At 68.6% G+C, this 22,085-nt stretch carries 26 protein-coding genes and 2 pseudogenes; 13 read left to right on the top strand and 15 right to left on the bottom strand.

The window, feature by feature from the left end; genetic code table 11:
• Positions 1 to 391: 391 nt before the first annotated feature.
• From ACIQMX_RS41805 to ACIQMX_RS41815, 3 genes are all read right to left on the bottom strand, one after another.
• Positions 392 to 628 carry a hypothetical protein gene (locus tag ACIQMX_RS41805; RefSeq protein WP_402486799.1) on the bottom strand — a complete coding sequence of 79 codons (237 nt, stop codon included), beginning with the start codon at positions 626 to 628 and terminating at the stop codon, positions 392 to 394.
• A gap of 3 nt (positions 629 to 631) precedes the next feature.
• Complete coding sequence (locus ACIQMX_RS41810) at positions 632 to 1,273, bottom strand: DUF6000 family protein (RefSeq protein ID WP_402486802.1); 642 nt, start codon at positions 1,271 to 1,273, stop codon at positions 632 to 634.
• 114 nt (positions 1,274 to 1,387) lie between these two features.
• Positions 1,388 to 1,624, bottom strand: a complete 237-nt coding sequence (locus ACIQMX_RS41815; protein ID WP_402486805.1) for a hypothetical protein — start codon at positions 1,622 to 1,624, stop codon at positions 1,388 to 1,390.
• Between the two features lie 185 nt (positions 1,625 to 1,809).
• Here ACIQMX_RS41815 and ACIQMX_RS41820 point away from each other — a divergent pair, with 185 nt between their 5' ends.
• Positions 1,810 to 1,932 carry a hypothetical protein gene (locus tag ACIQMX_RS41820; protein WP_402486808.1) on the top strand — a complete coding sequence of 41 codons (123 nt, stop codon included), beginning with the start codon at positions 1,810 to 1,812 and terminating at the stop codon, positions 1,930 to 1,932.
• Between the two features lie 414 nt (positions 1,933 to 2,346).
• Here ACIQMX_RS41820 and ACIQMX_RS41825 read toward each other — a convergent pair whose 3' ends face one another.
• The 5 genes from ACIQMX_RS41825 to ACIQMX_RS41845 all read right to left on the bottom strand — a co-directional run bounded on the left by ACIQMX_RS41825 (position 2,347) and on the right by ACIQMX_RS41845 (position 5,751).
• Entirely contained in the window at positions 2,347 to 2,544 is a 198-nt protein-coding gene (locus ACIQMX_RS41825) for a hypothetical protein (protein ID WP_402486811.1), read from the bottom strand.
• A gap of 29 nt (positions 2,545 to 2,573) precedes the next feature.
• On the bottom strand, positions 2,574 to 2,810 hold the full coding sequence (locus tag ACIQMX_RS41830) for a hypothetical protein (RefSeq protein ID WP_402486813.1): 237 nt from the start codon (positions 2,808 to 2,810) through the stop codon (positions 2,574 to 2,576).
• Complete coding sequence (locus ACIQMX_RS41835) at positions 2,807 to 2,974, bottom strand: hypothetical protein (RefSeq protein ID WP_402486816.1); 168 nt, start codon at positions 2,972 to 2,974, stop codon at positions 2,807 to 2,809. Before ACIQMX_RS41835 ends, ACIQMX_RS41830 begins: the two co-directional genes overlap by 4 nt.
• A 119-nt stretch (positions 2,975 to 3,093) precedes the next feature.
• Positions 3,094 to 4,782 (bottom strand): ISAzo13 family transposase, encoded by a 1,689-nt coding sequence (locus ACIQMX_RS41840; protein WP_402486819.1) that lies wholly within the window; start codon positions 4,780 to 4,782, stop codon positions 3,094 to 3,096.
• A gap of 264 nt (positions 4,783 to 5,046) precedes the next feature.
• Positions 5,047 to 5,751, bottom strand: coding sequence for a prepilin peptidase (locus ACIQMX_RS41845; RefSeq protein ID WP_402486821.1), 705 nt, complete (start codon positions 5,749 to 5,751; stop codon positions 5,047 to 5,049).
• A 293-nt stretch (positions 5,752 to 6,044) separates the two neighbouring features.
• Here ACIQMX_RS41845 and ACIQMX_RS41850 point away from each other — a divergent pair, with 293 nt between their 5' ends.
• Entirely contained in the window at positions 6,045 to 7,388 is a 1,344-nt protein-coding gene (locus ACIQMX_RS41850) for a DUF2637 domain-containing protein (protein ID WP_402486824.1), read from the top strand.
• An 81-nt stretch (positions 7,389 to 7,469) separates the two neighbouring features.
• Here ACIQMX_RS41850 and ACIQMX_RS41855 read toward each other — a convergent pair whose 3' ends face one another.
• The 3 genes from ACIQMX_RS41855 to ACIQMX_RS41865 form a co-directional block, all read right to left on the bottom strand.
• Positions 7,470 to 7,907: a hypothetical protein gene (locus tag ACIQMX_RS41855; RefSeq protein WP_402486827.1), complete on the bottom strand. Its 438-nt coding sequence runs from the start codon at positions 7,905 to 7,907 to the stop codon at positions 7,470 to 7,472.
• 74 nt (positions 7,908 to 7,981) lie between these two features.
• Positions 7,982 to 9,319, bottom strand: a complete 1,338-nt coding sequence (locus ACIQMX_RS41860) for a hypothetical protein (protein WP_402486829.1) — start codon at positions 9,317 to 9,319, stop codon at positions 7,982 to 7,984.
• Between the two features lie 155 nt (positions 9,320 to 9,474).
• Entirely contained in the window at positions 9,475 to 10,725 is a 1,251-nt protein-coding gene (locus tag ACIQMX_RS41865) for a competence protein CoiA family protein (protein WP_402486832.1), read from the bottom strand.
• Between the two features lie 522 nt (positions 10,726 to 11,247).
• On the opposite strand from ACIQMX_RS41865, the gene ACIQMX_RS41870 reads away from it, so the two are divergent.
• The 3 genes from ACIQMX_RS41870 to ACIQMX_RS41880 all read left to right on the top strand — a co-directional run bounded on the left by ACIQMX_RS41870 (position 11,248) and on the right by ACIQMX_RS41880 (position 13,135).
• Positions 11,248 to 11,976 carry a M14 family zinc carboxypeptidase gene (locus ACIQMX_RS41870; RefSeq protein ID WP_402486834.1) on the top strand — a complete coding sequence of 243 codons (729 nt, stop codon included), beginning with the start codon at positions 11,248 to 11,250 and terminating at the stop codon, positions 11,974 to 11,976.
• A gap of 293 nt (positions 11,977 to 12,269) precedes the next feature.
• Positions 12,270 to 12,716, top strand: coding sequence for a hypothetical protein (locus tag ACIQMX_RS41875; protein WP_402486837.1), 447 nt, complete (start codon positions 12,270 to 12,272; stop codon positions 12,714 to 12,716).
• Positions 12,713 to 13,135, top strand: coding sequence for a hypothetical protein (locus ACIQMX_RS41880; RefSeq protein WP_402486839.1), 423 nt, complete (start codon positions 12,713 to 12,715; stop codon positions 13,133 to 13,135). The genes ACIQMX_RS41875 and ACIQMX_RS41880 overlap by 4 nt, the downstream gene beginning before the upstream one ends.
• 295 nt (positions 13,136 to 13,430) lie before the next feature.
• Here the strand turns inward: ACIQMX_RS41880 and ACIQMX_RS41885 are convergent.
• Positions 13,431 to 13,898: pseudogene (locus tag ACIQMX_RS41885) on the bottom strand (transposase); the annotation flags it as partial.
• A 134-nt stretch (positions 13,899 to 14,032) separates the two neighbouring features.
• Between ACIQMX_RS41885 and ACIQMX_RS41890 the strand changes: the two are divergent.
• The 5 genes from ACIQMX_RS41890 to ACIQMX_RS41910 all read left to right on the top strand — a co-directional run bounded on the left by ACIQMX_RS41890 (position 14,033) and on the right by ACIQMX_RS41910 (position 18,130).
• Positions 14,033 to 15,934 (top strand): hypothetical protein, encoded by a 1,902-nt coding sequence (locus ACIQMX_RS41890; RefSeq protein ID WP_402486842.1) that lies wholly within the window; start codon positions 14,033 to 14,035, stop codon positions 15,932 to 15,934.
• 64 nt (positions 15,935 to 15,998) lie between these two features.
• The gene (locus ACIQMX_RS41895) at positions 15,999 to 16,247 is read left to right on the top strand and encodes a hypothetical protein (RefSeq protein WP_402486844.1); all 249 of its coding nucleotides are present in this window, start codon (positions 15,999 to 16,001) and stop codon (positions 16,245 to 16,247) included.
• 131 nt (positions 16,248 to 16,378) lie between these two features.
• Complete coding sequence (locus tag ACIQMX_RS41900) at positions 16,379 to 16,567, top strand: hypothetical protein (protein WP_402486847.1); 189 nt, start codon at positions 16,379 to 16,381, stop codon at positions 16,565 to 16,567.
• 159 nt (positions 16,568 to 16,726) lie between these two features.
• Complete coding sequence (locus ACIQMX_RS41905) at positions 16,727 to 16,924, top strand: hypothetical protein (RefSeq protein WP_402486850.1); 198 nt, start codon at positions 16,727 to 16,729, stop codon at positions 16,922 to 16,924.
• Positions 16,925 to 17,272: 348 nt separating this feature from the next.
• The gene (locus tag ACIQMX_RS41910) at positions 17,273 to 18,130 is read left to right on the top strand and encodes a sulfurtransferase (RefSeq protein WP_402486853.1); all 858 of its coding nucleotides are present in this window, start codon (positions 17,273 to 17,275) and stop codon (positions 18,128 to 18,130) included.
• An 8-nt stretch (positions 18,131 to 18,138) separates the two neighbouring features.
• Here the strand turns inward: ACIQMX_RS41910 and ACIQMX_RS41915 are convergent, their stop codons facing one another.
• The gene (locus ACIQMX_RS41915; protein ID WP_402486855.1) at positions 18,139 to 18,978 is read right to left on the bottom strand and encodes a transposase family protein; all 840 of its coding nucleotides are present in this window, start codon (positions 18,976 to 18,978) and stop codon (positions 18,139 to 18,141) included.
• Between the two features lie 62 nt (positions 18,979 to 19,040).
• Positions 19,041 to 19,496 (bottom strand): hypothetical protein, encoded by a 456-nt coding sequence (locus tag ACIQMX_RS41920; protein WP_328902462.1) that lies wholly within the window; start codon positions 19,494 to 19,496, stop codon positions 19,041 to 19,043.
• A 179-nt stretch (positions 19,497 to 19,675) separates the two neighbouring features.
• Here ACIQMX_RS41920 and ACIQMX_RS41925 point away from each other — a divergent pair, with 179 nt between their 5' ends.
• From ACIQMX_RS41925 to ACIQMX_RS41935, 3 genes are all read left to right on the top strand, one after another.
• On the top strand, positions 19,676 to 19,981 hold the full coding sequence (locus ACIQMX_RS41925) for a hypothetical protein (protein ID WP_402486859.1): 306 nt from the start codon (positions 19,676 to 19,678) through the stop codon (positions 19,979 to 19,981).
• Positions 19,975 to 20,337, top strand: coding sequence for a hypothetical protein (locus tag ACIQMX_RS41930; RefSeq protein ID WP_402486862.1), 363 nt, complete (start codon positions 19,975 to 19,977; stop codon positions 20,335 to 20,337). The genes ACIQMX_RS41925 and ACIQMX_RS41930 overlap by 7 nt, the downstream gene beginning before the upstream one ends.
• Positions 20,338 to 20,485: 148 nt before the next feature.
• On the top strand, positions 20,486 to 21,241 hold the full coding sequence (locus ACIQMX_RS41935) for a transposase family protein (protein WP_402486865.1): 756 nt from the start codon (positions 20,486 to 20,488) through the stop codon (positions 21,239 to 21,241).
• Between the two features lie 149 nt (positions 21,242 to 21,390).
• Here the strand turns inward: ACIQMX_RS41935 and ACIQMX_RS41940 are convergent.
• A pseudogene (locus tag ACIQMX_RS41940) lies at positions 21,391 to 22,085 on the bottom strand (IS5 family transposase); the annotation flags it as partial.

Consider the following 22,085-nt stretch of genomic DNA (forward strand, 5'->3'; position numbering starts at 1 on the left):
ATCTTCACGCGCTGGTAGTGACCGAGGTAGCCCTTGGTCTGTAGTTCTTCGTGCAGGATCTTCGCGCTGTGTTGTCCTTCGTCCCAGCGTTGTCGTAGGTAGTCGAGGTAGGGGTCCAGCGTGGAGGGCTTGCGGGGCGGCCGGCGCATGACCTCCTGCCACACCCCATGCCTCTCGTCGCCCGCCCCACCCGGGGCCTCCTGGCCGCGCTCATGGCCTTCGTCACCGCGGCCGTGATCGCACTGTCGCCGGCCCTGGCCGGCCCCGCCTCTGCCGTCCCGGTGACCATCACGGCACCTACGGCGAGACCATCACCCTCAGCACCACCACCGTCGCCCCCCCGGGGGGCCTATGTAGTTCGTCAAGGTGGCGGGTTAGCTTGCTGGTGATGTCAGCTGGGGAAGGGTATGTGGTGGGGGCGTCGGGTGGAGGGCCGAAGGCGCGGGCCGTCGAGGAGCGGCGCGACGTCTATGACCTGCTGGATGCCGTTCGGCAGTGGCCGAACGCATGGGTGCGTAACGGACAGGTTCTTTCCGTCGTAGCTGGTGACGAAGATGGGCCCGCCGGTATCCGGCGCCGCCAGGCCCCAGACCTGGCCGGGCATCGGCACGCTCTGCGGTTCGGTCATGGTTCAGGCCCCTTCCCGTGGTGCCGTACTGGGGCCTTCAGTGGCCGCGTCTTCGACTGCAAGAGCGCACAGTTCGTCGATGAAGCGGCTTGGCGGCGATGGTCTGTACTGGGCCTCGTCCCACTGATGCCAGAGGCCGCCGGGAACCAGGAAACGGGCGGCGTGTTCGCTTCCTGTACGGCTGTCGATGTGGAGGAGCGCGTTGATGGCCCAGTTTTGGTCGTACTGGCAGTCGGGCTGTCGGAGGTAGCGGTCCAGGTAGACCGTGAGGTGCTGGGCGTCCTCGTTGGTGCCGAAGCGTGCGAGGGCAAAGCAGTAGCCCTGGCCGGCGAAGCAGAGCTGGCTGGCCAGGAGAAGGTCGCCGAGAATGTCACGGAAGTGGTCACGATGGTCGAAGCCGATCAGCCACGATGCCGTCAGGCGGGAGCGCCACTCGCTCTCCAGCAGGATTTCGAGTTCCTCATCCGTGATCTCCCGGGCGGCAGCACGCATGGACTGCAGGAAGGGCGTGCGCGCGCTCTCGTCGTCACGCGCGAAGTTGCCGTGCAGCAAGTGCAGGTAGCGCCCGACACCTTGTGTTGCTGGTTTGACGTAGCGATCGATGACGTCGAGAAGCTCGGGGTCGGAGGCACGAGGAAAGCGCATGAAGGCATCCTCACGTTGTCGGCAATCCGGGGCCAGAGGTTTTGGCGGTCCCGTCTGGAGTGCGCTGGTCCCGCTCGGCCTATCGCTCCCGGCCCCGCCCTTCGGTAGGCGAGGTCAGGGACAGATCCAGCAGTAGAGGCGGGCATCTCGCGTGACCGCTCGGCTGGCGAGCTCGGACAGCTGTTCCAGGAAGCCGGCGAGATTCTCGGGATCGGCTGGGTAGTAGAAGACGCCCTCGGTGCTCGACCAACTGGAGGCGATGCCGCGCAAAGACGTGGCTTCGCAGGTCGCGAGCGCGTCCCGGAAGGCGTCCGTCAGCGACACCACTACCAGTTCGCCGTCCCCCAGCATTCCGATGAGGCTGCCGTGTTGGGTCGGACTGGACGTCGGCGGCGGACCGTCCTGTGACGAGTGCTTCGGCGGGCGTCAGCTACTGGAGCCTTCTCCGCAGTGGCCAGTCGCGTCTTGAGCGGCATTCGCTTCTCGGGTCTTCCTTCTCCCGCAGAGGGATTGGGCTGCGGGCCGAAGGACCGGACTTGGCCACGGATGTCGACCGTCTCCAGGCCATGCGCGCGGGGTGGCTGGACTCCCCGCCCCAGGACCGCACGCTGGCGCTGGATGGCGGCTGCACCAACCCGAACTGCTACACCCCGCACTGACCGCCACGCGACGGCCCGATCCGGCTCGGCGCCCGGCTTCAGCCGGACCTCGCCTCCGGGGCTGGATCTCCGCCTGTCAAAACTTCTGACGGCAACACCGGTTTCCTGTTCCGTTCCTCCTGGGCACGGCCCCCGACGATGCGGTGCTGGGCCGCCTGCCCGGCTTCCGTCACGAGCTGGGCCGATGGTCCAGGCGTTCATCGTCGGGGAGCGCACAGGTGTACCCACCCACGCCTGGGTCAACGACACCACGCCCTGGGCGGTTCCGGTTCGCAGGGGATTGAGGCTGCCGGGCCGGAAGGGGGCCCAACAAGACCGGCCGGGCCGGCAGCCTCGGTGGCCGGGCAGGCGTCGAGGCTGCCAGCCGGTACAGCGGGTGCGGGCCGTGGGGCGGCCACCGCACCACGCTGGTCTCTACCGCAGGGGCCACGGGCAACTGCCCGCCAGCATGGCCCACTCCCGGTCCACCTGACCGGGCACGACACGCCCCTCCGCGCTCCAGCGAGCAGCCAGCGCGGCGAAGACCGGCTCGTCCGCCGGAGCGGGAGCGGGCGCCGGTGCCGGCGCCGTACGGCCGGCGGGCGGAACCGGCCGCGGCGTCATCGTGGTCATGCAGTTTCAACGCGCGAACGCGGCTGAGGTTACCCGTGGCGTGTGCGGCGATCGCGTAGCGCGGCGCGGGCCTGGGTGATGCCGATCAGGAGGCCGAATTCCTGGAGCGCGATGTGCTGGACGTCTTCGGCACTCGCAGGCCGGCCCTCGGTGCTGCGGGCGTGGGCGAGCTCCGCGGCGCCCAGGGCGAGCAGCTGCTCGCGGTCCCGTTCGTCGTGCTGGTCGCTGGTGTATGCGGCCAGAACCTGCCGCCAGATCCCGCTCACCGGCCCCGGCCGTCGCGTGGGGCGGGGACAGCGGAGGTGTGGGCGTCCTGCGAGGGCTCGTCTCTCTCCTCGTCGGGGCGGTGGACGCCGAACGGGCCCGGGGTGCCGTTGGGAACTCCGAGGACGGGGGCGCCTTTCGCACGGTACTGGGGGTTGTAGATCACGGGCGTTCTTCCAGGTCAGTGGTGTACCGGGGCTCGGTCACTGTAGCGGGCCCCGGCCGGAGCGGTCTGGAGCCGGGCCGGGTCCGTCACATCCTGTCCCCGGCCCGGGGCATGAGGGGTCAGCGGCGGGCTGTAAGGAAGCCCCGGGTGCGTTCGCCGAGTTCGGCGACGCATCGCAGTCCGCAGGTGCGGAAGCGGGCGGTCGAGGCAGGGATGTGAACTCCGTGGGCTTCCAGGAGCGGGCGGACGTCTTTCGCTGCGCGGCTGATGGTCATGGCGGTGGTGTTGAAGAGCTGGCCCAGGAGGTCCATGGTCGCGAGTTTGCGCAGGTGGAGCACGGTGGCCAGGATTCGGTCGGCTGAGGTGAGCTTGGGTTTGGCTCCTGCGCCAGGGGCCACCAGGCGTTCGTGGCCTCTGCGGGTGCGGAGCACTTGCTCGCGTTGAATCTCCATCGCTGGAGTCAGCACGTCGATGAGTTCGTTGAGCTGCCGGCGGGTCATCCCGGTCAGTTCCGGGTCCTGTAGCGAACGCTGCGTGAGGCGGGCCGGTCCGTCCGCCAAGGCCTCGTCCTGTGTGCTGGTGGTGGTCGCCGTGTCCTTCGGGCGCAGGGGGTGGAGGGTGTAGTTCCAGTCGCCGTGGAAGCGGTGGCGGGTGATGGGCAGGGCGGCGATCTCGTTGTCGCTGACGCGGATGCCGGTGGGGTACTCACCGCTGTCCAGTTCGGCCTGGACGGTGAGGCCGGTGCGGCTGGTGGTCGCGGCGATGGTCTGGAGCATGACTTCGTGGCTGGTCAGGGGCCTGCCTCGCCAGTTCATGGTGATGTGGGAGAACAGCCGGTGCTCGATCTTGTTCCACTCCGAGGTGCCGGGCGGCAGGTGGCACACGGTGATCTCAAGGCTGGTCTCGGCGGCGAGGTCGGCGAGCTGGGTCTTCCAGCCGCGGGTGCGGTAGCCGTTGGAGCCGCCACCGTCAGCGGTGATCAGCAGCCGGCGGGCGCCGGGGTAGTCGTGCCGGCCGACCGTCTGCCACCAGCGGCAAATCGAGGCGACGGCGAACGCCGCCGTGTCGTGATCGGTGCCGATGCTGACCCAGCCGGTGTTCGCCGTCATGTCGTAAATTCCGTATGGAATCGCCTTCTCGGCCTGGCCGGGGAAGTCGTGCGTCTTGACCCTCACGGGCTGTCCTGCGGGCTGCCATTCGTGCCCGGCGTTCTTGTAGTCGCCGATCAGCTCCTTCTTCTTGCTGTCCACGCTGATCACCGGGTCACCGGCGTCCCTGTGGTCTCGTGCCTGCTCGTTGAGGTAGCGGAACTGGGCATCCCTGTCGGGGTGCTGGGCACCTTCGATGGTCTTGGCGTTGGCCTGCAGGCTGAAGCCTTCCTCCCGCAGCAAGCCGGCGACGGTGTCGGCGGAGACCCGGTGCCCCTGGCGGGTGAGCTCCGCCGCCAGCTTCCGGGTCGACTTCGTCGTCCAGCGCAGCGGCGACATCGGGCCGCCCCGCTCGTCGGGCTCGACCAGCGCCAGCAGTGCCGGCCGCAGCCCAGAGTCCAGCTCGGCTGCCTTCTTCCGCCCTCCGCCGGGATGGCGCACCCGCCTCAACGGGGCCTGACCGGAGTCCAGTTCAGCTGCCCCACGCGAGATCGTGGCCTCCCGGACCCCGGCTGCAGCGGCGACGATCCTGATGCCGCCATGCCCCAGCGACAGTGCTTCCGCTCCTATGGCCAGCCGACGCTGACGCTCGTCCAGATGCGGCAACAACACCTGGAACTTCGCCGCCAGAACGGCCTCGATCCCCTCCGGTCTCCCCATACCAGACCGACGAGCCCCACAGCTGGAAGCCACGACTTGGTTCCCGGCAAGCCCTTAGAACCGCTAACGAAATGGGGTGGCGGACGCACTCCTTGCAGAGCGACGATCTCTCGGTACTTGCCGATGAAGGGGCAGCTGTGGGTGACATCGCTCCGAGGGAGCTCATCTCTCTCGCCGATGATGAGGGGAACAGCGTCACCGTCCAGAAGCCGCGCACCTGACTGGTCCGGGCCGGGAGAGTACAGCCCAGCTGCTACCGCGTCGTCATGAGACGCAGAGCGACACCCCGAGCGCGCCGATGATCATGTAGGGGCCGAAGGCGACGCGGCCGCGGGTGCGCCCCTGGAGCAGGTTGACCGCGGCACCCAGGGCGAACATCGCGAAGGTACCGGTGAAGACAGTGGTCCAGCTGTGCCACCCCAGCAGGGCACCGAGGGTGGGAGCCAGCTTCACGTCACCGAGACCGACGCCGCCGAAGGCCATGAGGGCGAAGACAGCGCCGAGCACGACCGCGGCGGCAAGGGCGCGCGGGAGGCTGCCGTGCTCACCGGCTGTTGCGGCGGCTCCGAGCAGGGCGACGGTCCCGGCGAGGGCGGGGAGGGTGAGGACGTTGGGGAGCCGGTGCACCTTGGCGTCGACGAGGATGAGCGCGGTGCCGCAGGCGGCAACCCAGTAGTGCGCGGCGGCCAGCCAGCCCGTCAGGCCGGTGGCGGCGACGAGGGCGAAGGCGAGAGCGGTCATGACTTCGGGAAGACCGCGGGCCGGATACGTCGGTGTGCGGCATGCGGCGCAGCGTCCTCGGGGTGGTGCGAGGAGTCGTACGGCTGCTCGGGTGGGTGCGCCGCACGAGCAGCCGTTCCGCAGCGGTGACCCGGCGGGCACGGTCCTGGTGAATAGCAGCGGCCGTGTGGCGGTGCCGGCCAGGGCGCCGGTGGGCAGGGCGACGGTGATGGTCAGCACGGTTATCACGGCGGCTCCCGGTGTCGTTCCGCCCGGGCATATGCCGGGATCTTGGAGCCTATGCGAACCGTCCCCTGCGGTTCGACCGGGTTCTGCGACCGGGCCCGAAGGCAACGACAAGGTTACGGCGCAGGCATAGAGCCTGATCAGGGTGGATGCGCCGGGCTGGCGCTCCTACCGTTCAGATCCAGAAGCGCGATCACCGAACCGCGGAGGGTCGGGATGTCACACGGCGGCGCCCGATCGCACCTCTATAGGCGGCAGCGCCGAGCGCACGGGCACGACGAAGGGGGCATGGGTCCATGACGATCACCGCCGATCTGGGCAAGGCGGGGGCGGACGGGAGCGGCCGCCGCCGGCTCGTGTGGACCCGCGGCCGCCGGGTGACCTTCGGGATCATCGGGTTCGGGTCCCTCCTGATCGCCCTGACCGGCTTCGTCGGCTCCTACACGGCTGTACGCGACCTTGCCACGGAGAAAGGATTCGGCTGGTTTGCGGCGATATTTCCCCTTGGGATAGATATCGGCATTATCACGATGCTCGCTCTCGACTTGGCCCTGACCTGGGTCGACCTGCGGTATCCGCTCCTGCGGCACATCGCGTGGCTGCTGACCGTGGCCACGGTGGCATTCAACGCTTTCTCCGCTTACCCGGACATTCTTGCCTCGATCATGCACGGGGTGATTCCCCTGCTCTTCATCGCAATCACCGAAGCCGTCCGGCACGCGATCGCCGTCGCGACGGCACGCGAGGAAGGCAGGGAGGAGTACGCGCTCTCACTGGGCCGGTGGCTTCTCGCTCCGTGGTCGACCTGGCTGATCTGGCGCAGTAGGAAGTTGTGGCCGAGCACGATCTCCTCGAACGAGGAGGCGCTGGCGCTGTACCAGGACAAGCTCGACTACCGCCGGGAGTTGCGGGACGCCTACGGGTGGCGGTGGCGCAAGAAGGTTTCCCGTGAGGAGCTGCGGCCGTTGCGCCGCAGCCGCCTCGGGTACGCCGTCCGTTCGGCAGCAGACCTGCACCGCTCGGAGCCGGACGCACCGCCCAGCCAGGCCGTCCCCGCCATGTTCCCGGCGCCCGAGCCGCAGGACCCCGGCCAGGCCGACGAGCTCAGCAAACTCGACGAGCACACCAGCCGGCCGTCCCCGCCGGCAGAGGGCGAGCGGGCCTGTGCCGCGCTCGCGCAGGAGAAGTTCCTCGAGCACCCGCACGCAGACCTCCTCACCAGTGACAGCCCGACCCACGAGGATGCCGAGGAGACCGAGGACGAAGCTTCCGCGCGTGAGCCGGAGCCGGGTGCAGGGCCATCGGATGACTCCGTGCAGGACCAGGACAGCGACGAGGGCGCCGACGAGGCCGGGCCCGAAGAGGAAGACGATCCCGCCGCCGGCCCGCCCCCGACCATCGACCTGGGACCTGCGCCGGCCGACGAGAGCAAGAGGCAGAGAGCCGAGCGGATCTACCTTGCGCACCAGGAGGCGGGTGTGGAGCTCACCCGCAAGGACCTGACCCGGTGGGCCGGATACCGGAACGAAGGGTCGGGACGCAGCGCCTACAACGACCTGGAGCGCAAGCACGGGCCGATCGTGGCCGACGGGACGGTGTGGGAGAGCGGCCGCGGCGAGCTGGCCGCGGTGCCGTCGTAGACACCGGCCTCCCGCTGGCCTGCCATCCGCCCGCGCCTTCGCCGACGGACTCTGCTCAACGTGTGCTGGAGCGTGGACCGGTCAGTTGCCGGCGCGCATCGGGGCGATGAATCCGCGCATCGCGACCATGAGCAGTCCGGCAGATGCGAAGCCTCCCAGCAGCCCGGCGGCACGCATCCCGAGTTCCGCCACACCGGCAAGATTCAGCACGTCGGCGGCCTCGACGGCGCCGGCGTACCCGACGGCCCAGAGCGCCATGCAGCCCAGGAACAGCTGGGTAACCCGCACGCCGAGCGAGACCCGGGCCCCGGGCCGGGACGCCGGTCCCAGGCGGTGTCGTGCGTGGGCGGCGTAGGCCGCCCACCCCTGCTGGGGGGTGCCAGGGCGGTGGGCAGGCATCCGTCCGCACGAGCACCGTGCCCGGTGCTGGGCCCGGCCGGCGGCAGCCGAGGCGTCCTCGTCGATGACGATCTGCGGCTCGTGCCGCCCGTCGTCGACGATGAACCGGTCACACTTCACGACGTACATCCCTTCGGGGCAGTGGACGGGGGCCGCGGGCGGGGGAAGCGGGCAGCGGTAAGGTTCCCGCGGCGTCAGGGCAGGTGGCAGCCGTACTGCTCCAGGACCTCGCGGGTGCCGCGGTCCTGCGGCCGCAGCGGGTGCGTCCCGCTGTCCTCGGCCGGTCCGAGCCGCAGGGTCGGGTCACCGCTGATCGGGCGGACCACCAGGATCCCGCCTGTGACCTGGGACTGGATCGCGTCGTGGCGGTAAGGGCTGGCGGCCAGGCAGCCGTTGCTGAACTGGCGCTCGTAGCGCTCGTAGGGGTCGGCGAAGAAGTAGCCGGCGACCGGGCCTTGCAGCCGCATCACCAGGTAGGCCGCAACCCCTGCGGCGGCGCCCGCCACCGCGATCGTCTGGGCGGGCTGCCGCATCAGCCGCGGTCCGGCCCGGTGAACGCTCCAGGCGCCGAGCCCCGCCAGGGCGAGCGCGCCGAGCAGGATCGGCTTGGGGTGGTCGGTGAGCACCCGGGCCTTCATGGCGACCGTGCACGGGATCGCGGCGATCGCGACCACGAGCCAGCCGAGGGTGGCGAGGGTGATCCCCTGGACGGGGTTCAGCGTCCGGTGCCACGGAGTCAGCAGGGGCACCGCGTGCTGTTCCCGGCCGATCCATCGGGCGGCGCCCCTGAGACGGGCAGCCCGTCCCGGAGCCGCGGGTCCGTGGTGGTGTTCCAGCAGGCGCAGTACGGCGGCACCGAACCTCTCCACCCGCGTGTGCACGGCGTGCGCGTGGTCCTCCAGCTCGCCCTCGCAGCCCGGCTGGATGCGCCAGCCGTCACCGCGGGCGAAGGTGCGGTTGATCCAGTGGCTGCGGTCGGGGAAGCCCGGCAGCGTCGGCGCGCTCCGCCCGTCGGGGACGCCGGGAAACGCGTGAGCCAAGGGGGTCGAGCGGTCGGGGGCGTAGCGCTCGTGCAGCCGGGGGCCCGTGCGGTGGCCGTGGAGACTCGCCTGCAGATCCTTGATCGCTTCGATGGCGTCCCCGAGGAACTCCTCCTGGGCGGCCGACTCGGCCTGCGCGAGCAGCGACGCCCCCGGGATCGCCCGCCACACGCCGCCGTGGCGGTCGTGCGCGCGCTCCCGCCACACCTGGCGCCAGGGGCGCGGCCACACGGTTGCGACCGGCCAGCGCAGCGGGGGCCGGCACCGGGACAGGTGCGCCCGCAGCAGGGCGCCGGCACAGCGCAGATGGTCCGCCTCGCTCGCCCGCCACACGGTCTGCGCCGTGCTGAGCCGGTCCCGCTGCTCGTGGCGGTTGGCGCCATCGCCCGCGGGGGCGTCCTGGAGCTCGTCGACACGGCTGCGCGCCGCACGCACGGCCTCGGCCTGGGCGCGCAGTGCCGCGATCGCCGTCCCCCATCGGGCCTGTGTCATCTCCGCCTGCCCCTCCCCGGCTGCCTGACCCGACACTACCCAACGGCCGCCGGCTGACGTCGGCGCTGTCGGTGCCGGTCAGACGCCGTTCCGGACCGGGATTGCCGGGCATCCCCGGGCACCGTGCCGCCCGGGAGAGGATGCTGCCCTCGCGCTCACCGGCGCCGGGCGAAGTCGACCAGCCGCTGCCACAGACGGGGAGCCGGCGGAGCCGTGACGCGGGGCGGCGCGACCGGTGGGGGAGGCGGGGGTGCCGTCGGCCGCTCGGGCAGCACGGCGCCCGTCGGCTTCCCGGCCTGGGCGGGCGGCGCCGTGCCGGCCTGTTGCTGCGGTGGTCGCCTCGTCTCCGGCGCGGGCGCGGCGTCGGGGCGCAGCTCGGCGCCCTCCGCGCCCGCGTCCGGGGCCGGAGTGGGTGCGGGTGCGGACGCAGGCGCCTGAGGAGCCGGAGCCGCGACGTCTCCTTCCGGCTCAGCGTGCGGGGTGGCGCGCGCGGCGGCGTAGACCTCACGCGCGTGCTCGTTGCGCCAGGTGAACCGGCGTTCCTGGGCGGCGTAGAGGTCGTCCATCACCTGGTGGGCGTCGGCGGGCCGGAATGCGCCCTGGGTGCGGGTGAGCGAGACGAACGCGACCGGCACCAGACCCCAGGTGTGGGCGTCGGAGGCCGGGCGCGGCTTGCTGATCAGCCAGTCCTCGCGCGGGTCCGACCGCCAGTCCCAGTTCGCCCAGTCCTGGCCTCGCCGGACCGGGTGCTGGAAAAGGCGGATGCCGTACGGGACGAGAACCGCCTTCCCGTCGAGCCAGTACACGTGGCCGCCGGCCTCGTTGATGGCCTGCTGCCGCTCGTTGGGCGCCACCTGCTCGTGCAGCACCTTCTGCCCTCGCAGCCGTACGGAGTGCGGGGGCAGTTGCTGGAACTGGCCGAGGTCACGTTTGAGGAACCACACGTGCGCGGCCCCCGCGTGCTCGTCGCGCACCGCGCGGATCCTGCGCCGGATCGCCTCCTGGCCCGGCAGGCCCGACGGCGCCTCGATCACCACCGTTGTAGTGCCGCACTGGGCCAGGATGGCCGGCGGCAGACCGGAGGGGTTCTCGGGGTCCTCGCCCGGGGAGGCGGTGGCACAGTGCGTGATGCCGGGAAGGGCGCGGATCTGTTCCCGCAGCCTGATGACGACTTCGTCCGCGGCGTCCAGCGACGCCTCCTGCTCCGGTCGGCTGCAGCTGTCGTTGCCGCGGTGCGCGAAGTGCGGCTGGACCTTCGCGTTCTGGCGTGCTCCCTTGAGGATCAGGGGCTCGCCGCAGGCGCGGCACCGATAGCGTCCGCCGGCCATGCCGGGGGGCAGGCCCTCGACGCCGTCGTCGACCCACACGGTTGTCCTGCTCGCGGTGTTCCAGGCGCTCCTACCCATGCCGCCGATCATGTACGGCGCGGGCCGGTGCACGCCAGAGCGGTGCCAGCCCGGCGGGCGCCCCCACGTCCCCGGCGCCGCGGGGCGGAAGGCGAGCTGTGCCTCCGTCCCGCCCCGCGGGCCCCGGGTCACCCGTAGCGCCGCCGGAGGGCCGGAAGCGCCTGCCCGCGGTCAGGCGTCTCAGGCGTCATCCGGGCTTCCACCGGACCGGCCACGATCGCCGTTGGGCCCGTGGAAGGGGATACGGATCGGATGGTCGCGGTATCCGCGGCCCTGGCGGATGAGCCGGCCCAGCAGGTCCGCTGTCACTCTCGCGCGGGAGTCGCGCTCGCACCGGTCTCGAGAACTTCGTCTTCACGGCGAGCTTGCCGTTCTTGAAGTCCGAATTCTCAGCTGCCGCGTAAGGGAATTCCGGCCCCCTTCGGCTCGTCCCTCGCTTGGCCATGCCCGGCGGCAACACCCCGGCCTCCGGAATGGCCCGGCGGGCGCCGACTCCACCTCAGGCAAGGAAGCAGGATCACCGTGCACCTGGACCACCTCGCCAGCAGAGCATCGGCCGTACGGACGGCGGGCCTTGACGTTCCTCAGCGGCCGCCGACGCGGCGCGAACTCCAGGAGCGTGTGCGAGCGTTCGCCGTCAGCTTCCCGGACCTGTGCCGGCTCTCCTCGGTGGGTACGTCGCGCGGGGGCGAGGACCTACCACTCCTCGTCATCGGCGACGGCCCGCTGAACATGGTCATTGCCGCGGGCAGTCACCCCAACGAGCCGATCGGCGGACAGAAGATCATCACGCTCGCCGCGTACCTGTTCGCTCACCCCGCCGAGCGCGAGCGAGCCACCTGGTACCTGATGCCGTCGAGCGACCCGGACGGCCTGCAGCTGAACGAGAAGTGGCTCACCGGCACCTGGCCCCCGACGATGGAGGCGTACCACCGAGGCTTCTACCAGCCAGACGGCCCGGCCCAACCGCAACCGGACTGGACGTTCCCCTTCGACGACCCAACCGCCACTCAGCTCCCCGAGGCTCGGGCCCTCATGGAGGTCATCGACTCCGCCGAGGCGGACGCCGTCCTGAGCCTGCACTCGCCGGATTCGGGTGGGTGCCTTTACATGCTCACCCGCGGTCGAGCCGAGCTCGTCGACGTCCTCGCGCAGGCATCGGCCGGGAACGGGCGCTGCTTTGGCCTCGGTACTGGTGGGCTCGCGTATTCAACTGTCGCCAGTTCTCCAAGAAGTCCCACCGGCAGGTGACCCGGTGTGATCGCCACTGACGTATCGGTACCAGGGCGCGCCGGTCTGTGAGGCGCCGAGCGCCTCGACGAGAGTCTGGCCGCCGTTGAGCACCCCCGCTAGCACCCGAGGCTGGCATTGTCGTCGAAGGCTGGTCGCGCTGTTCGGCATGATGCGTCTGATGCTCCGCCTGGGGCGCCGAGCTCGCCACGCTGGCCAGTTACCACCTGGTCGGAGGCCGTACCCAGCTGCTGACCCGTTCCGAGTTCGGCGGCCGCGGCAGCAACACCGAGCCCCAGCAGATCATGCGGCAGATGGCCAAGACCGACGTCGGCCTGCGCCAGCTGTGCCAGATCATTCTGGACGGCCGGGCCGGCCGGGACCCGCAGGAGCTGCCCCAGGGCACCATGCCGCAGGACAACCAGATCACGGACACCGACATCCTCACCCCCGAGCGGCTGCGCGAACTCGCCGACCTGTTCGAGGGGGAAGGCATCACGCACGCCAGCCCCGAGGACCGATTTGCGACGGCGCTCAAGAAGTTCCAGGACCGCCTGGACGAACTGCTCGAGTCGGCTCAGCAGGTCGGCGGTGTGACCGGGCAGGACGGCGTGGCGCTGGTGGACACGCTCGGGTACGACAACTCCAACGTGCGGAACACGCTCGTCGAGATCACTGACCTCGTCTCGGAATGGCGGGGCACTCGTCGCCGAGCCAACCGGATGCGGGCGGACCTGGGCGGGAGCGGAGAGGCCCGATGAAGCGCTCCGCGTACACGCTCACTCCGGAGAACTACAACACCGCGTGCGATCTCGCTGGAACCGCGCTGCTGCGGCGCGTCCCGACCGCCTCGACGATCCTCCAGATCACAGAGGGCGGAGCTTGGAACGAGTTCCCAACGGGCATCTACATCGCCGCCGACTTCGAGAACGTCATCCGCTACACCAGAAGTGCGTTCCGCGAGGGGCCGGTCGGTGACCGCGTCCAAGAGCACGTACTGCGCGGACGCGCCGCGCAGTGGACCCGCCTGATGGTCGTCCCGCTGGCAGCGAACACCGAGGAGGGCTTCGTACGCAGGGTCGAGGGACGGATCGGAAGGGTTCTGCGGCCGCTCGACACCAAGCGGATCCCCACACTCGGCGGGCCCCTGCGACCCGCCTCGCGCAGGACTTCCGGATAACGCTCGAAGAGAGCACAGAGGTGGCCCCAGCCGAATCGGTTGGGGCCACCTCTTGGCTGGGCAGGCGGGAATCACTTCCCTCCGCCGCGCGAGCCCTTCGCTGCGGCGGACTGGGCGCGGGCAGCGAACCCGGTCTGGGCGGTCCGGCTGCCTGGGTTTCGCGCGCCGGCGGACTGCACCCGGGAGGACGCGGCCGGAGTCATCTCCGCCCGCTTACCGGCGATGGGGTGCCTCCCGGAGCTGGATCCCGACTCCCAGATCCTGCAACAACCGCCTCAGCCTCAATGCAGCGGGGCGTCTTCAGGCGCCGCCAGCAGATCAGTGCGCATCCGAGGGTGAGGAAGGCTTCGTGAATGTCGGCGCGGATCTCCCATCGGATCCGCAGGCGGCGAAACCAGTGCAGATGGGCAAAAGCACGCTCGACCAACCAGCGTTGAGTGCCCAGTCCGGAGCCGTGCTCGGTGTCCCGGCAGGCGACCAGCGGTCTCACTCCCAGTCCCCAGACCAGGCGGCGGTACTTGTCGCGGTCGTATCCGCGATCAGCGAGGACAACGTCAGGGCGCCGCCGTGGGCGACTGCGCCTGCCCCGCGCAGGCGGCACCGCCTCCAGGAGCGGGATGAGCTGGGTACCGTCGTTACGGTTGCCGCCGGTCAGCGGGATGCCGGAGCCATCGGTGATCGGATGATGCTTGCTGCCCGGTCGACAGGGCTTCGTCCTGTCTTGGGGCCCCTTTAAAGCAGTCAGTCGGCCCGAGGAGCCGTCCCGCGATTCCGCCAGGGAGTCTTGTACGGCGAGCAAGGTTCATTCTGACGTCCGGCTCCAGGCTGACCACTCGATACGCTGCCCCCTCACGCCCGCCAGAAGACTTGAACGGCGGTGCCAGCATTGGGGGTTACGTGAGTCGCAGGACAAGTCTCGTACATCTTGAAAGCAGGGCTAGGAGGTTCACTCTGGCCCTGCTGGTCGTGCTCACTGCGTGCGCATTGGCTGCCGGATACAGCTGGTGGCAGAAGCCACAGCACAACGCCCTGAGGGTCTTGGTGAGGGAGTTGCCGAGCGGAGCTGCTGCCAACGTCACCGTTCGTGGACCCGACGGCTTTGAACGTCGCGTGACAGCCAACCAGACGTTCGACGACATCCCGACAGGGCGGTACACCCTCTCAATTGCCCCGGTGCGGGGTGCGAAAGCCGATGTCTACCCAACGCGCCCCGCAGTGACTGCATCAGTGGAGTCAGTCGGCACAGCGACGGCCGAGGCGCTCTACGCCAACGTCGTGCCTCACACGACCAAAGTCCTGGACTCTTCTCAGCTGGGACTTGTCGGCGATGCCGCAGGCAGCCGGCTGGTGCTGGAATCCGATGCCGCGCTCGCCGTCGGTGACGTGATCGTCTCTGGCGTCGGACCGAAGACGCCGAATGGGCTGATTCGGCGCGTGACATCAGTCCGGCATGACGATAGGGGGCGGCTGGTCATCGGCACGAAGCAGGCATCGCTTCGGGACGCTCTACCAAAGGCAAAGATCGACTTTCGAGATGTCCGGCCGGACGGCCCGGCTTCCGAGCCCGCACCCGCTTCCCAGGCGATGTTTAGCTCTGGCGTCGCAAGCAACAGGAACGCTCAGGTGTTGCAGACCAAAGCCTCTGAACCAGGAGTGCAGACCGGCAGTGACGGCACCTTCACCATTTCCACTCTACTCAATAGTGAGACCATCATCGAGGGTCTCACCTTCGAATGTTCCGCAGCACTGACCGCTAGCCCCTTGGAAGAGATCAGCCTGGGCGGGAAAAAGCCCGGCCTAGGCGAGTTCGCTGCAGATTGGGATTGGTCGGGAGTCAACAGGATTAGATACGCAATCACCCTCATGGAAGACTTCCACATCAAGGTGAAAATGCCCGCCATTGAGCGGCAGAAGTGTGCGTTCAAATTCAAGGAACCCGACCCACCGGTCCCAGTGGCAACATTCACACTGATGGTCGGGCCGATCCCAGTCGTGATCACCATGGAGGTAAACCTCGTAGCCGCCCTGGAGGGAACGCTGAAGTCCGACCTCTCCTTCGACTTCACGCAAAAGGCCAAGGTTTCCGCTGGCATGGAGTGGAGCGGCGGCCGGACAACACCGATCGCATCCTTCGAGAATGAATTCAAGCTCAACAAGGGACCAACTTTCGCGACAGAAGCCACCGCCAAGGCGGGCCTGCGAATCGGCACGAAGATCTACGGCGTGGCAGGCCCCTATCTCGACATCACCCCGGGATACAAGATCGCAGAAGTGGATGAGTTCGGCGGACAGCAAAAAGCTGAACTCAAGGGCGGACTTTACACCGCTGCGGGAATTGAGTTCGACCCATGGCTTCGCAATGACGAGCCTATTATGACCGCCGAGATCAGCGATCTCTACCACGTAGAGAAGGTTCTCTGGTCGCACGTCTGGAACTCAACCCCAACACCTAGCCCGTCGAAGACCGACCCAGGGAAACAGGCCCCCTGCCCCTCGCGAGAAGTCATTCGGCAGGCTATCAAGAAACAATTCACTGTCCCCGTAGCCCCAGGGGCACCGCATCTCGGGAAGCTCAGCTGCTGGAACGGTTGGGTTGCGGCAGTGTGGAGCGTTGAGCCAGCCACTGATTCCGTCGACATCAGCGTCTTCAAACGCGACCAGTCCAGGCTCGACCCAGCAGTGACCCTAGTTCCAGTCATGGGCGAGGAGGCAGACCCGGACTGGCTTCGAGACTGCCGAAGCCTGAAGGACCTCAAGGCCCCCGCAGGAGTCACCGACTTCGTGGGCTGTGAACGCTAAGAACTCCTAGTACTCCAGTGTGACTTCGCGATCTTATCGGTCACGCGGCCTACTCTTGCTGGCCATGGGCTACGACGTACACATCACCCGCCGTGAGAACTGGTGGGATGTAGAGGGTCAGGACATCAGCGTGGCGGAGTGGGAAGCGGTGGTTGCTGCCGATCTCGGCCTCATGGAGGTTCCACTGTGGTGGAACGCTGGGCGGATCGTCTCCAAGAACCCGAGCGATGCAGTGATCGCGATGATGGTCGAGGTGGCGAAGACGCTGGGCGCGCGGGTTCAAGGCGACGACAGTGAGTACTACGACGCCTGATGCGTGCGGTCACCGCGAGACGATCAAGGGTTTGTGTGGACTCTTGAAGATCGTGCGGTGGCCGCGGGCCATGGAGTAAGACAATGTCTCAGTTGGTGCGATCGCGTAGTGACCGGGCAGGATCTATCTGCATGGCAGACCCAGAGGTTCAGCGCGTCAACGACATTGCCCTCACTGCGGTGCAGGCTCTGCTAGGGCTGATCTCGTCCGATGCGGTAGCAGTAGCGATTGCGGTCGAAGAGGAAGGAGTGCTGCTCTCCTTCTGGGTTCGTCGCCATACCGCCGAGATCGACGAAGACATTGAGCCTCTTCCAACCTGAAGTGCCATCTCAGGGGCCTCAGCTGGCAGGGGCTCAACACTGAAGAAGCCTCCGTGGACGGTCTCGCCGTAGGGAGTCGCCATCACATACCCCCGTCCGGTTGTGTTGATGTGGGTCAGACCCTCTGGCAGGGTGCGGATGTCAAACGGGGAGGGACCCATGCTGAAGCAAGTCGCCGAGGGTGTGCTGATCCACCGGAGTGAGTTGCTCGAGAACAACACCGTTGTCGTGCAGGGCAGGGACGGCGTGCTGCTCGTGGACGCCGGGATCACCGGCGCCGAAATGACCTGCCTGGCGAACGACCTTCGTGAGCTGGGCCAGCCCGTGGCGGCGGGTTTCTCGACGCATCCTGATTGAGCACTGTGCATCGTGAAGTTGCTGGTCACGGGTCTGGTGTGCGCGGGGTTCGGGATGCTCGGGCTGGTCGCGGGCGGATGACTTCGGCGAAGATCGTCGGTCACGGGAGGCTTTACGCTTCGTCAGTACCAGCAGAACCCTCACCAGAGCGGGTCGCCCACTTCGGGTCGGTGCGTACCTTGCCGACGTCTAGCGAGGCGGAGGACGGAGCAGAGCCCGCGCACTTACGACAGCAGTGAGCACCGCCTGCCTTTTCTGATACCAGGCAGGCGCGGGAACTTCAGCACAATTCATCTTGCCATGTGAGACGTTGTTGTTCGCATCGTGGACAAAACGTAGGGTCGCGCCATGAGTGAACCCGTGGATGTCCCGCCGTTCGTGCGGGTTGAAGAGCTGGATGGCCTGCCGGGCCGGGTGGTTCTGGCGGACATGAGGTGGTACCTGGACGGCCGTTCCGGCCGAGCTGCGTATGAGGGAGGACACCTGCCGGGCGCGGTGTTCGTAGACCTCGACCACTGGCTGACCGGGCCCGCCACGTTGGAAGGCGGACGGAACCCCTTGCCGGCCTCGGAGGTATTTGCCGAGGGCATGCGGGCACTGGGCATCAACGACGACGACATCGTCGTGGCCTACGACGACCAGGGCGGGGTCATCGCAGCCAGGCTGGTGTGGATGCTTCGGACCACCGGCCGCCGAGCGGCGATACTCGACGGCGGACTGAACGCCTACCTGAACGCACACCCCGACTCCCTGTCCGCGGAGGAACCGGCGCTCGCTGACGGAACCTTCTCGGTCCGGCCCTGGCCGACGGAGGTCCTGGCTGAGGCCGATGAGGTCGTGGGGCCGGATGTCCTGACGGTCGATGCCCGCAACCGCGACCGTTTCGTCGGCGAGCAGGATCCGGTCGACCCCCGTCCGGGACACGTCCCCGGTGCGGTGAACGTGCCGTGCCGGGAGAACCTGGACGGCCAGGGCCGCCTGCTGCCCGTGCAGGAGGTCCGGGACAACTTCGCCACCGCCGGAGTGGACCAGAGCACCGCGTCGAAGGTCGTGTCGTACTGCGGCTCAGGAGTGACGGCCTGCCACAACTTGCTGGCCCTTGAACACGCGGGCCTGGGCCGTGGTCGACTCTATGTCGGCGGCTGGTCCGCCTACAGTCGCGACGCATCCCGCCTGGTGGAGACCGGACCCGGTCGTCTCATCTAGATCGTCGGTCAGCGGGCGACTTCGTGGTTCGTGAGGACCAGCAGGGCCCTGACCAGCGCGGTCGCCCATTTCGGTTCGGTGCGGACCTTGGTGAGCACGCGCCAGTTCTTCAGGTGCGCGAAGCCGTGCTCGACCGGGGCCCGGACGGCGGCCAGTGTCTTGTTGGAGAGTTTCTGGTCGCGGGTGAGCGGCCGGTTGCGTGCGGCTTTGTAGCCGGTGATCACCGCCGGGTCGGCGTCCGGGCCGCTGTCGTCGAGGCCGACGAAGCCCAGGTCGGCGATCGCGCCGAGGCCGGCCGCGCGAAGGCGGTCGGTGAGGTGGTCGTGGCGGCAGGCGGTGATCTCCGAGGTCCGGCCGGGCCGGGCGGCCGAGACCCACAGCAGGCGGCCGCGATCGTCGGTGAGCGCGATCACGAGCAGGCCATGGCACTTGCTCTTGCCGGAGTAGTTCTTGCGGTTCGCTGTTCCGGTGCGCCGCCGGGTGCGTATCAGCGAGCCGTCCAGCAGTACGATTCCGCCACCGGATCGGGTGATCTTCTTCAGCGCGCGGTCCAGGCGCGGGGCGCGGGCGGCCAGCAGGCCGACGACCTCACGGACCCAGCGGGTGACGGTGGTGCGGTGTACTCCGTTCCCGCCGGCCAGATCGCCGGGTCGCTGGTCACAGCGCAGCACCGCCAGCACGATTCCCGCGATCTTCCCCGGAGTCAGGGCCCGCCAGCGTGAGCCGATCTTCTTCAGGTGGCCGCGGATCAGGGCGGCGAGGTAGTTCAGGGTGGCGCTCGACAGCGGCAGGCGGGCGGTGTAGACAAGGCCGTCAGGGCCCTCGACGGAACTGTTGTTTTTCGTCACACAAACTCAACTGCCGTCGGGGGCCCGCTGGTTACGCCCCTGCTGTCATGGTCACGATGTGGCTACCGGCGTGCGGTGAACCGCCCGTCGGGCCGTTTGTGCAGCCAGCCACGGTCGGCGAGCTTGGTCAGCTTCGCCCGCAGTGGCTCCAGCTTCCCGCGCACCGCCACCTCCAGTCCCAGCTCCTCGCCCACCGCCCTGACCTGCACCGGACCATCAGCAACCCGAACGATCCGCAGAATCCTCCGGTAGTCGTCGGGCAGTGCGGTCTCGTCCGGGGCCTCTCCGCGGTGCGGGATCAGCAGCACCGCACGCCCCGCCACCTGCACTTTCGCCGGAGCAACCCGGGCGGCGGCCTCCGCCTCGGCCTGGTCCTGTTCGGCCAGCCGGAGCAGCACCCGCTCGGCGATCACCAACTCGCCGCGTTCAGCCTCAACCTCCTGAAGCCGCTTGCCCAGTTCCTCGGCGAGCACGTCCAGCTCGCTCCGGCGAGCCGTGATCCGCTCCAGCTCGGACAAACCCCGCCCCTCCCGCGATCCGACAGCGCTATCCGCATGGCGACGGATCGTAGGCGGACGCTCGTGACGAGCGCAGCAGAACCCCAGAAACCGCCCCGACCGCCCAGCCAGACGATCTACACCGTGGACACCGGCCACCGACCAGCGCGAGCACAGTAAAACGCCCGCACACCAGGCCCATGACCTGCCACTTCACGATGCACACTGCTCATTGGGATCACGTGCTCTGGCACGCCGAACTCGGCGATGCGCCTCGCTACGGCACAGCCCGCTGCGCGGCCTTCATGCGGGAGGTGTTGTCGAACGCGGACTGGAAGGCCGGCGTCACCGAAGGGCTGCCGCCGGAAATCGCCGAGGACACATCGCTGGACCGGTACGGCCTCATCACTGGCCTGCCCGCTGAAACCACGCAACTCCCCTGGAACGGCGCCACGGTGCGGATCATGAACACACGGCGCATGCCCAGGGCCATGCGGCATTGCTGATCGAAGAGCGCCGGGTTCTCATCGCCGGCGACATGCTCTCCGATGTCTTCGTTCCCATGCTCGACGACGCGGATAACCCGATTGAGGACTACCTCGTCGGGCTGGGACTGCTCGAGGGCGTAGCGGGCGACGTCGATGTCCTCATCCCCGGACACGGGTCCGTCGCCAGGGGCGATGAGGTACGCGCGAGGATCAAACTGGATCGGGCGTACGTGGAGGACCTGCGTGGCGCCCGGGTTTCCAGCGACCCACGGGTCGTATCGCCCAAGCCCGGCTGGGAGTGGGCAAGCGCCATTCACGAAGGGCAGACCCGAAGCCTCGCCCGAGGAAGCGAGCGCGAGGGGACGCCTGACTAGAGAGCTGCTTCCGCCACAAGACGCCCCTGCCAGTGAGCCTCTTCTCAGCTGGCGGCGCTGATGGCGAGTTGGACCGTCCTGCGCAACGACGAAGCTCCTGGTAGACGGGTTCTCGACCAGGAAATCCCGTGTCCGCCAGGAGCTTCGCGTGCTTGTCTATCCGTCCTCGATCGACTTGTCCACCCGCACCCTGCGGTTCCTGACCGGACAACTGACGGCCAGGCGCCGGGACATCGGGACGCGGTGGCGGCGGCTTCCCGTGGCACGTCAGGCCCTGCTCGCCCTGGCCCACCTTCGGTGCGGTGACACCTACGCCCAGCTCGCAGCCGGGTTCGGCATCGGGATCGCAACCGTCTACCGCTACATACGTGAAGCCATCGAGGTTCTGGCCACCCTCGCCCCGACCTTGACCGAGGCGATGAAGACCATCCGGACCAAGGCGTTCGTCATCCTCGACGGCACCCTGCTGCCCATCGACCGCATCGCCGCCGACACCCCGTACTACTCCGGGAAACACAAACGCCACGGCATGAACGTCCAGGTCCTCACCGATCCGCTCGGACGGCTGCTCTGGGCCTCGCCGGCTCTGCCCGGCTCGACCCACGATCTGACCGCCGCCCGGCAGCACGGGATCATCGACGCCCTCGCCGCAGCGGGCCTCAAGTGCTGGGCGGACAAGGCGTACCAAGGGGCCGGTGGGCACGTCCGGGTCCCGTTTCGGGGCCGCCGCCTCAAGCAGTGGAAGCGCCGCCACAACACCACCCACGCCAAGATCCGTTGCCTTGGCGAGCAGGCCATGGCCACCCTCAAGGGCTGGCGGCTCCTGCGGAAACTCCGCTGCAGCACCAACCGCATCACCAACGTCGTGAAGGCAGTAGTCGTCCTTCACCACGCATCAGCGTGAGGTTGGAAAACGCTCATTGACGATGCCGTTGGCGACCTGGAGGCGCTTCTCCATCCGCAGATTCCGCTGATCGAGCCGCGCGTCATGGTAGGTGTGCCGGACGTGGCCACCGGACAGCCTCACGAGCGCATGATCTATTGGGCCAAGTCCTAGACCTGCACCGCCCTGCGGTAGCAGATGAGGGTGCAGGCGATGCCGACGAAGGCGAGGAAGTGCTCGGCCTTGCGCTCATAGCGTCGGTGCAGACGGCGACAGCCGTTCAGCCACGACATTGTGCGTTCGACTACCCAGCGGTGCCGGCCCAGCCGGCTGGACGGTTCGATGCCGCGGCGGGCGATGCGTGGCACGATCTGCCGACGGCGCAACCATCCTCGGAGGTGGTCGAAGTCGTAGCCCTTGTCGGCGTGGAGTTTGGCCGGGCGGCGGCGCCGGGGTCCATAGCGGGAGCGGATCGGCGGGATGCCGCGCATCAGCGGGATCAGGGCCTGGCTGTCGTGGAGGTTGGCGCCGGAGATACCCACCGAGATCGGCAGCCCGTTGCGGTCACAGATGACGTGCATCTTGGATCCAAGCTTGCCGCGATCGGTCGGATTCGGTCCGGTCAGGGGCCCCCTTTGACCGCTCGGACGCTGGCCGAGTCGATCGCGCAGCGCGACCAGTCCAGCTGGCCGTTCGCGCCGAGTCGGTCGAGGACCACGCGGTGCAGCTTGGCCCAGACCCGGGCACTGGACCAGTCAGTGAAGCGACGGTGGATCGTCTGCCAGGAGGCCCCGAAGACCGGTGGCACTTGCCGCCAGGTGCAGCCCGAAGTAGCGACGAAGATGATCGCGGCCAGCACCGCGCG

Origin of the sequence: Streptomyces sp. NPDC091416 (assembly GCF_044756845.1) — a bacterium.
GTDB lineage: Bacteria > Actinomycetota > Actinomycetes > Streptomycetales > Streptomycetaceae > Streptomyces.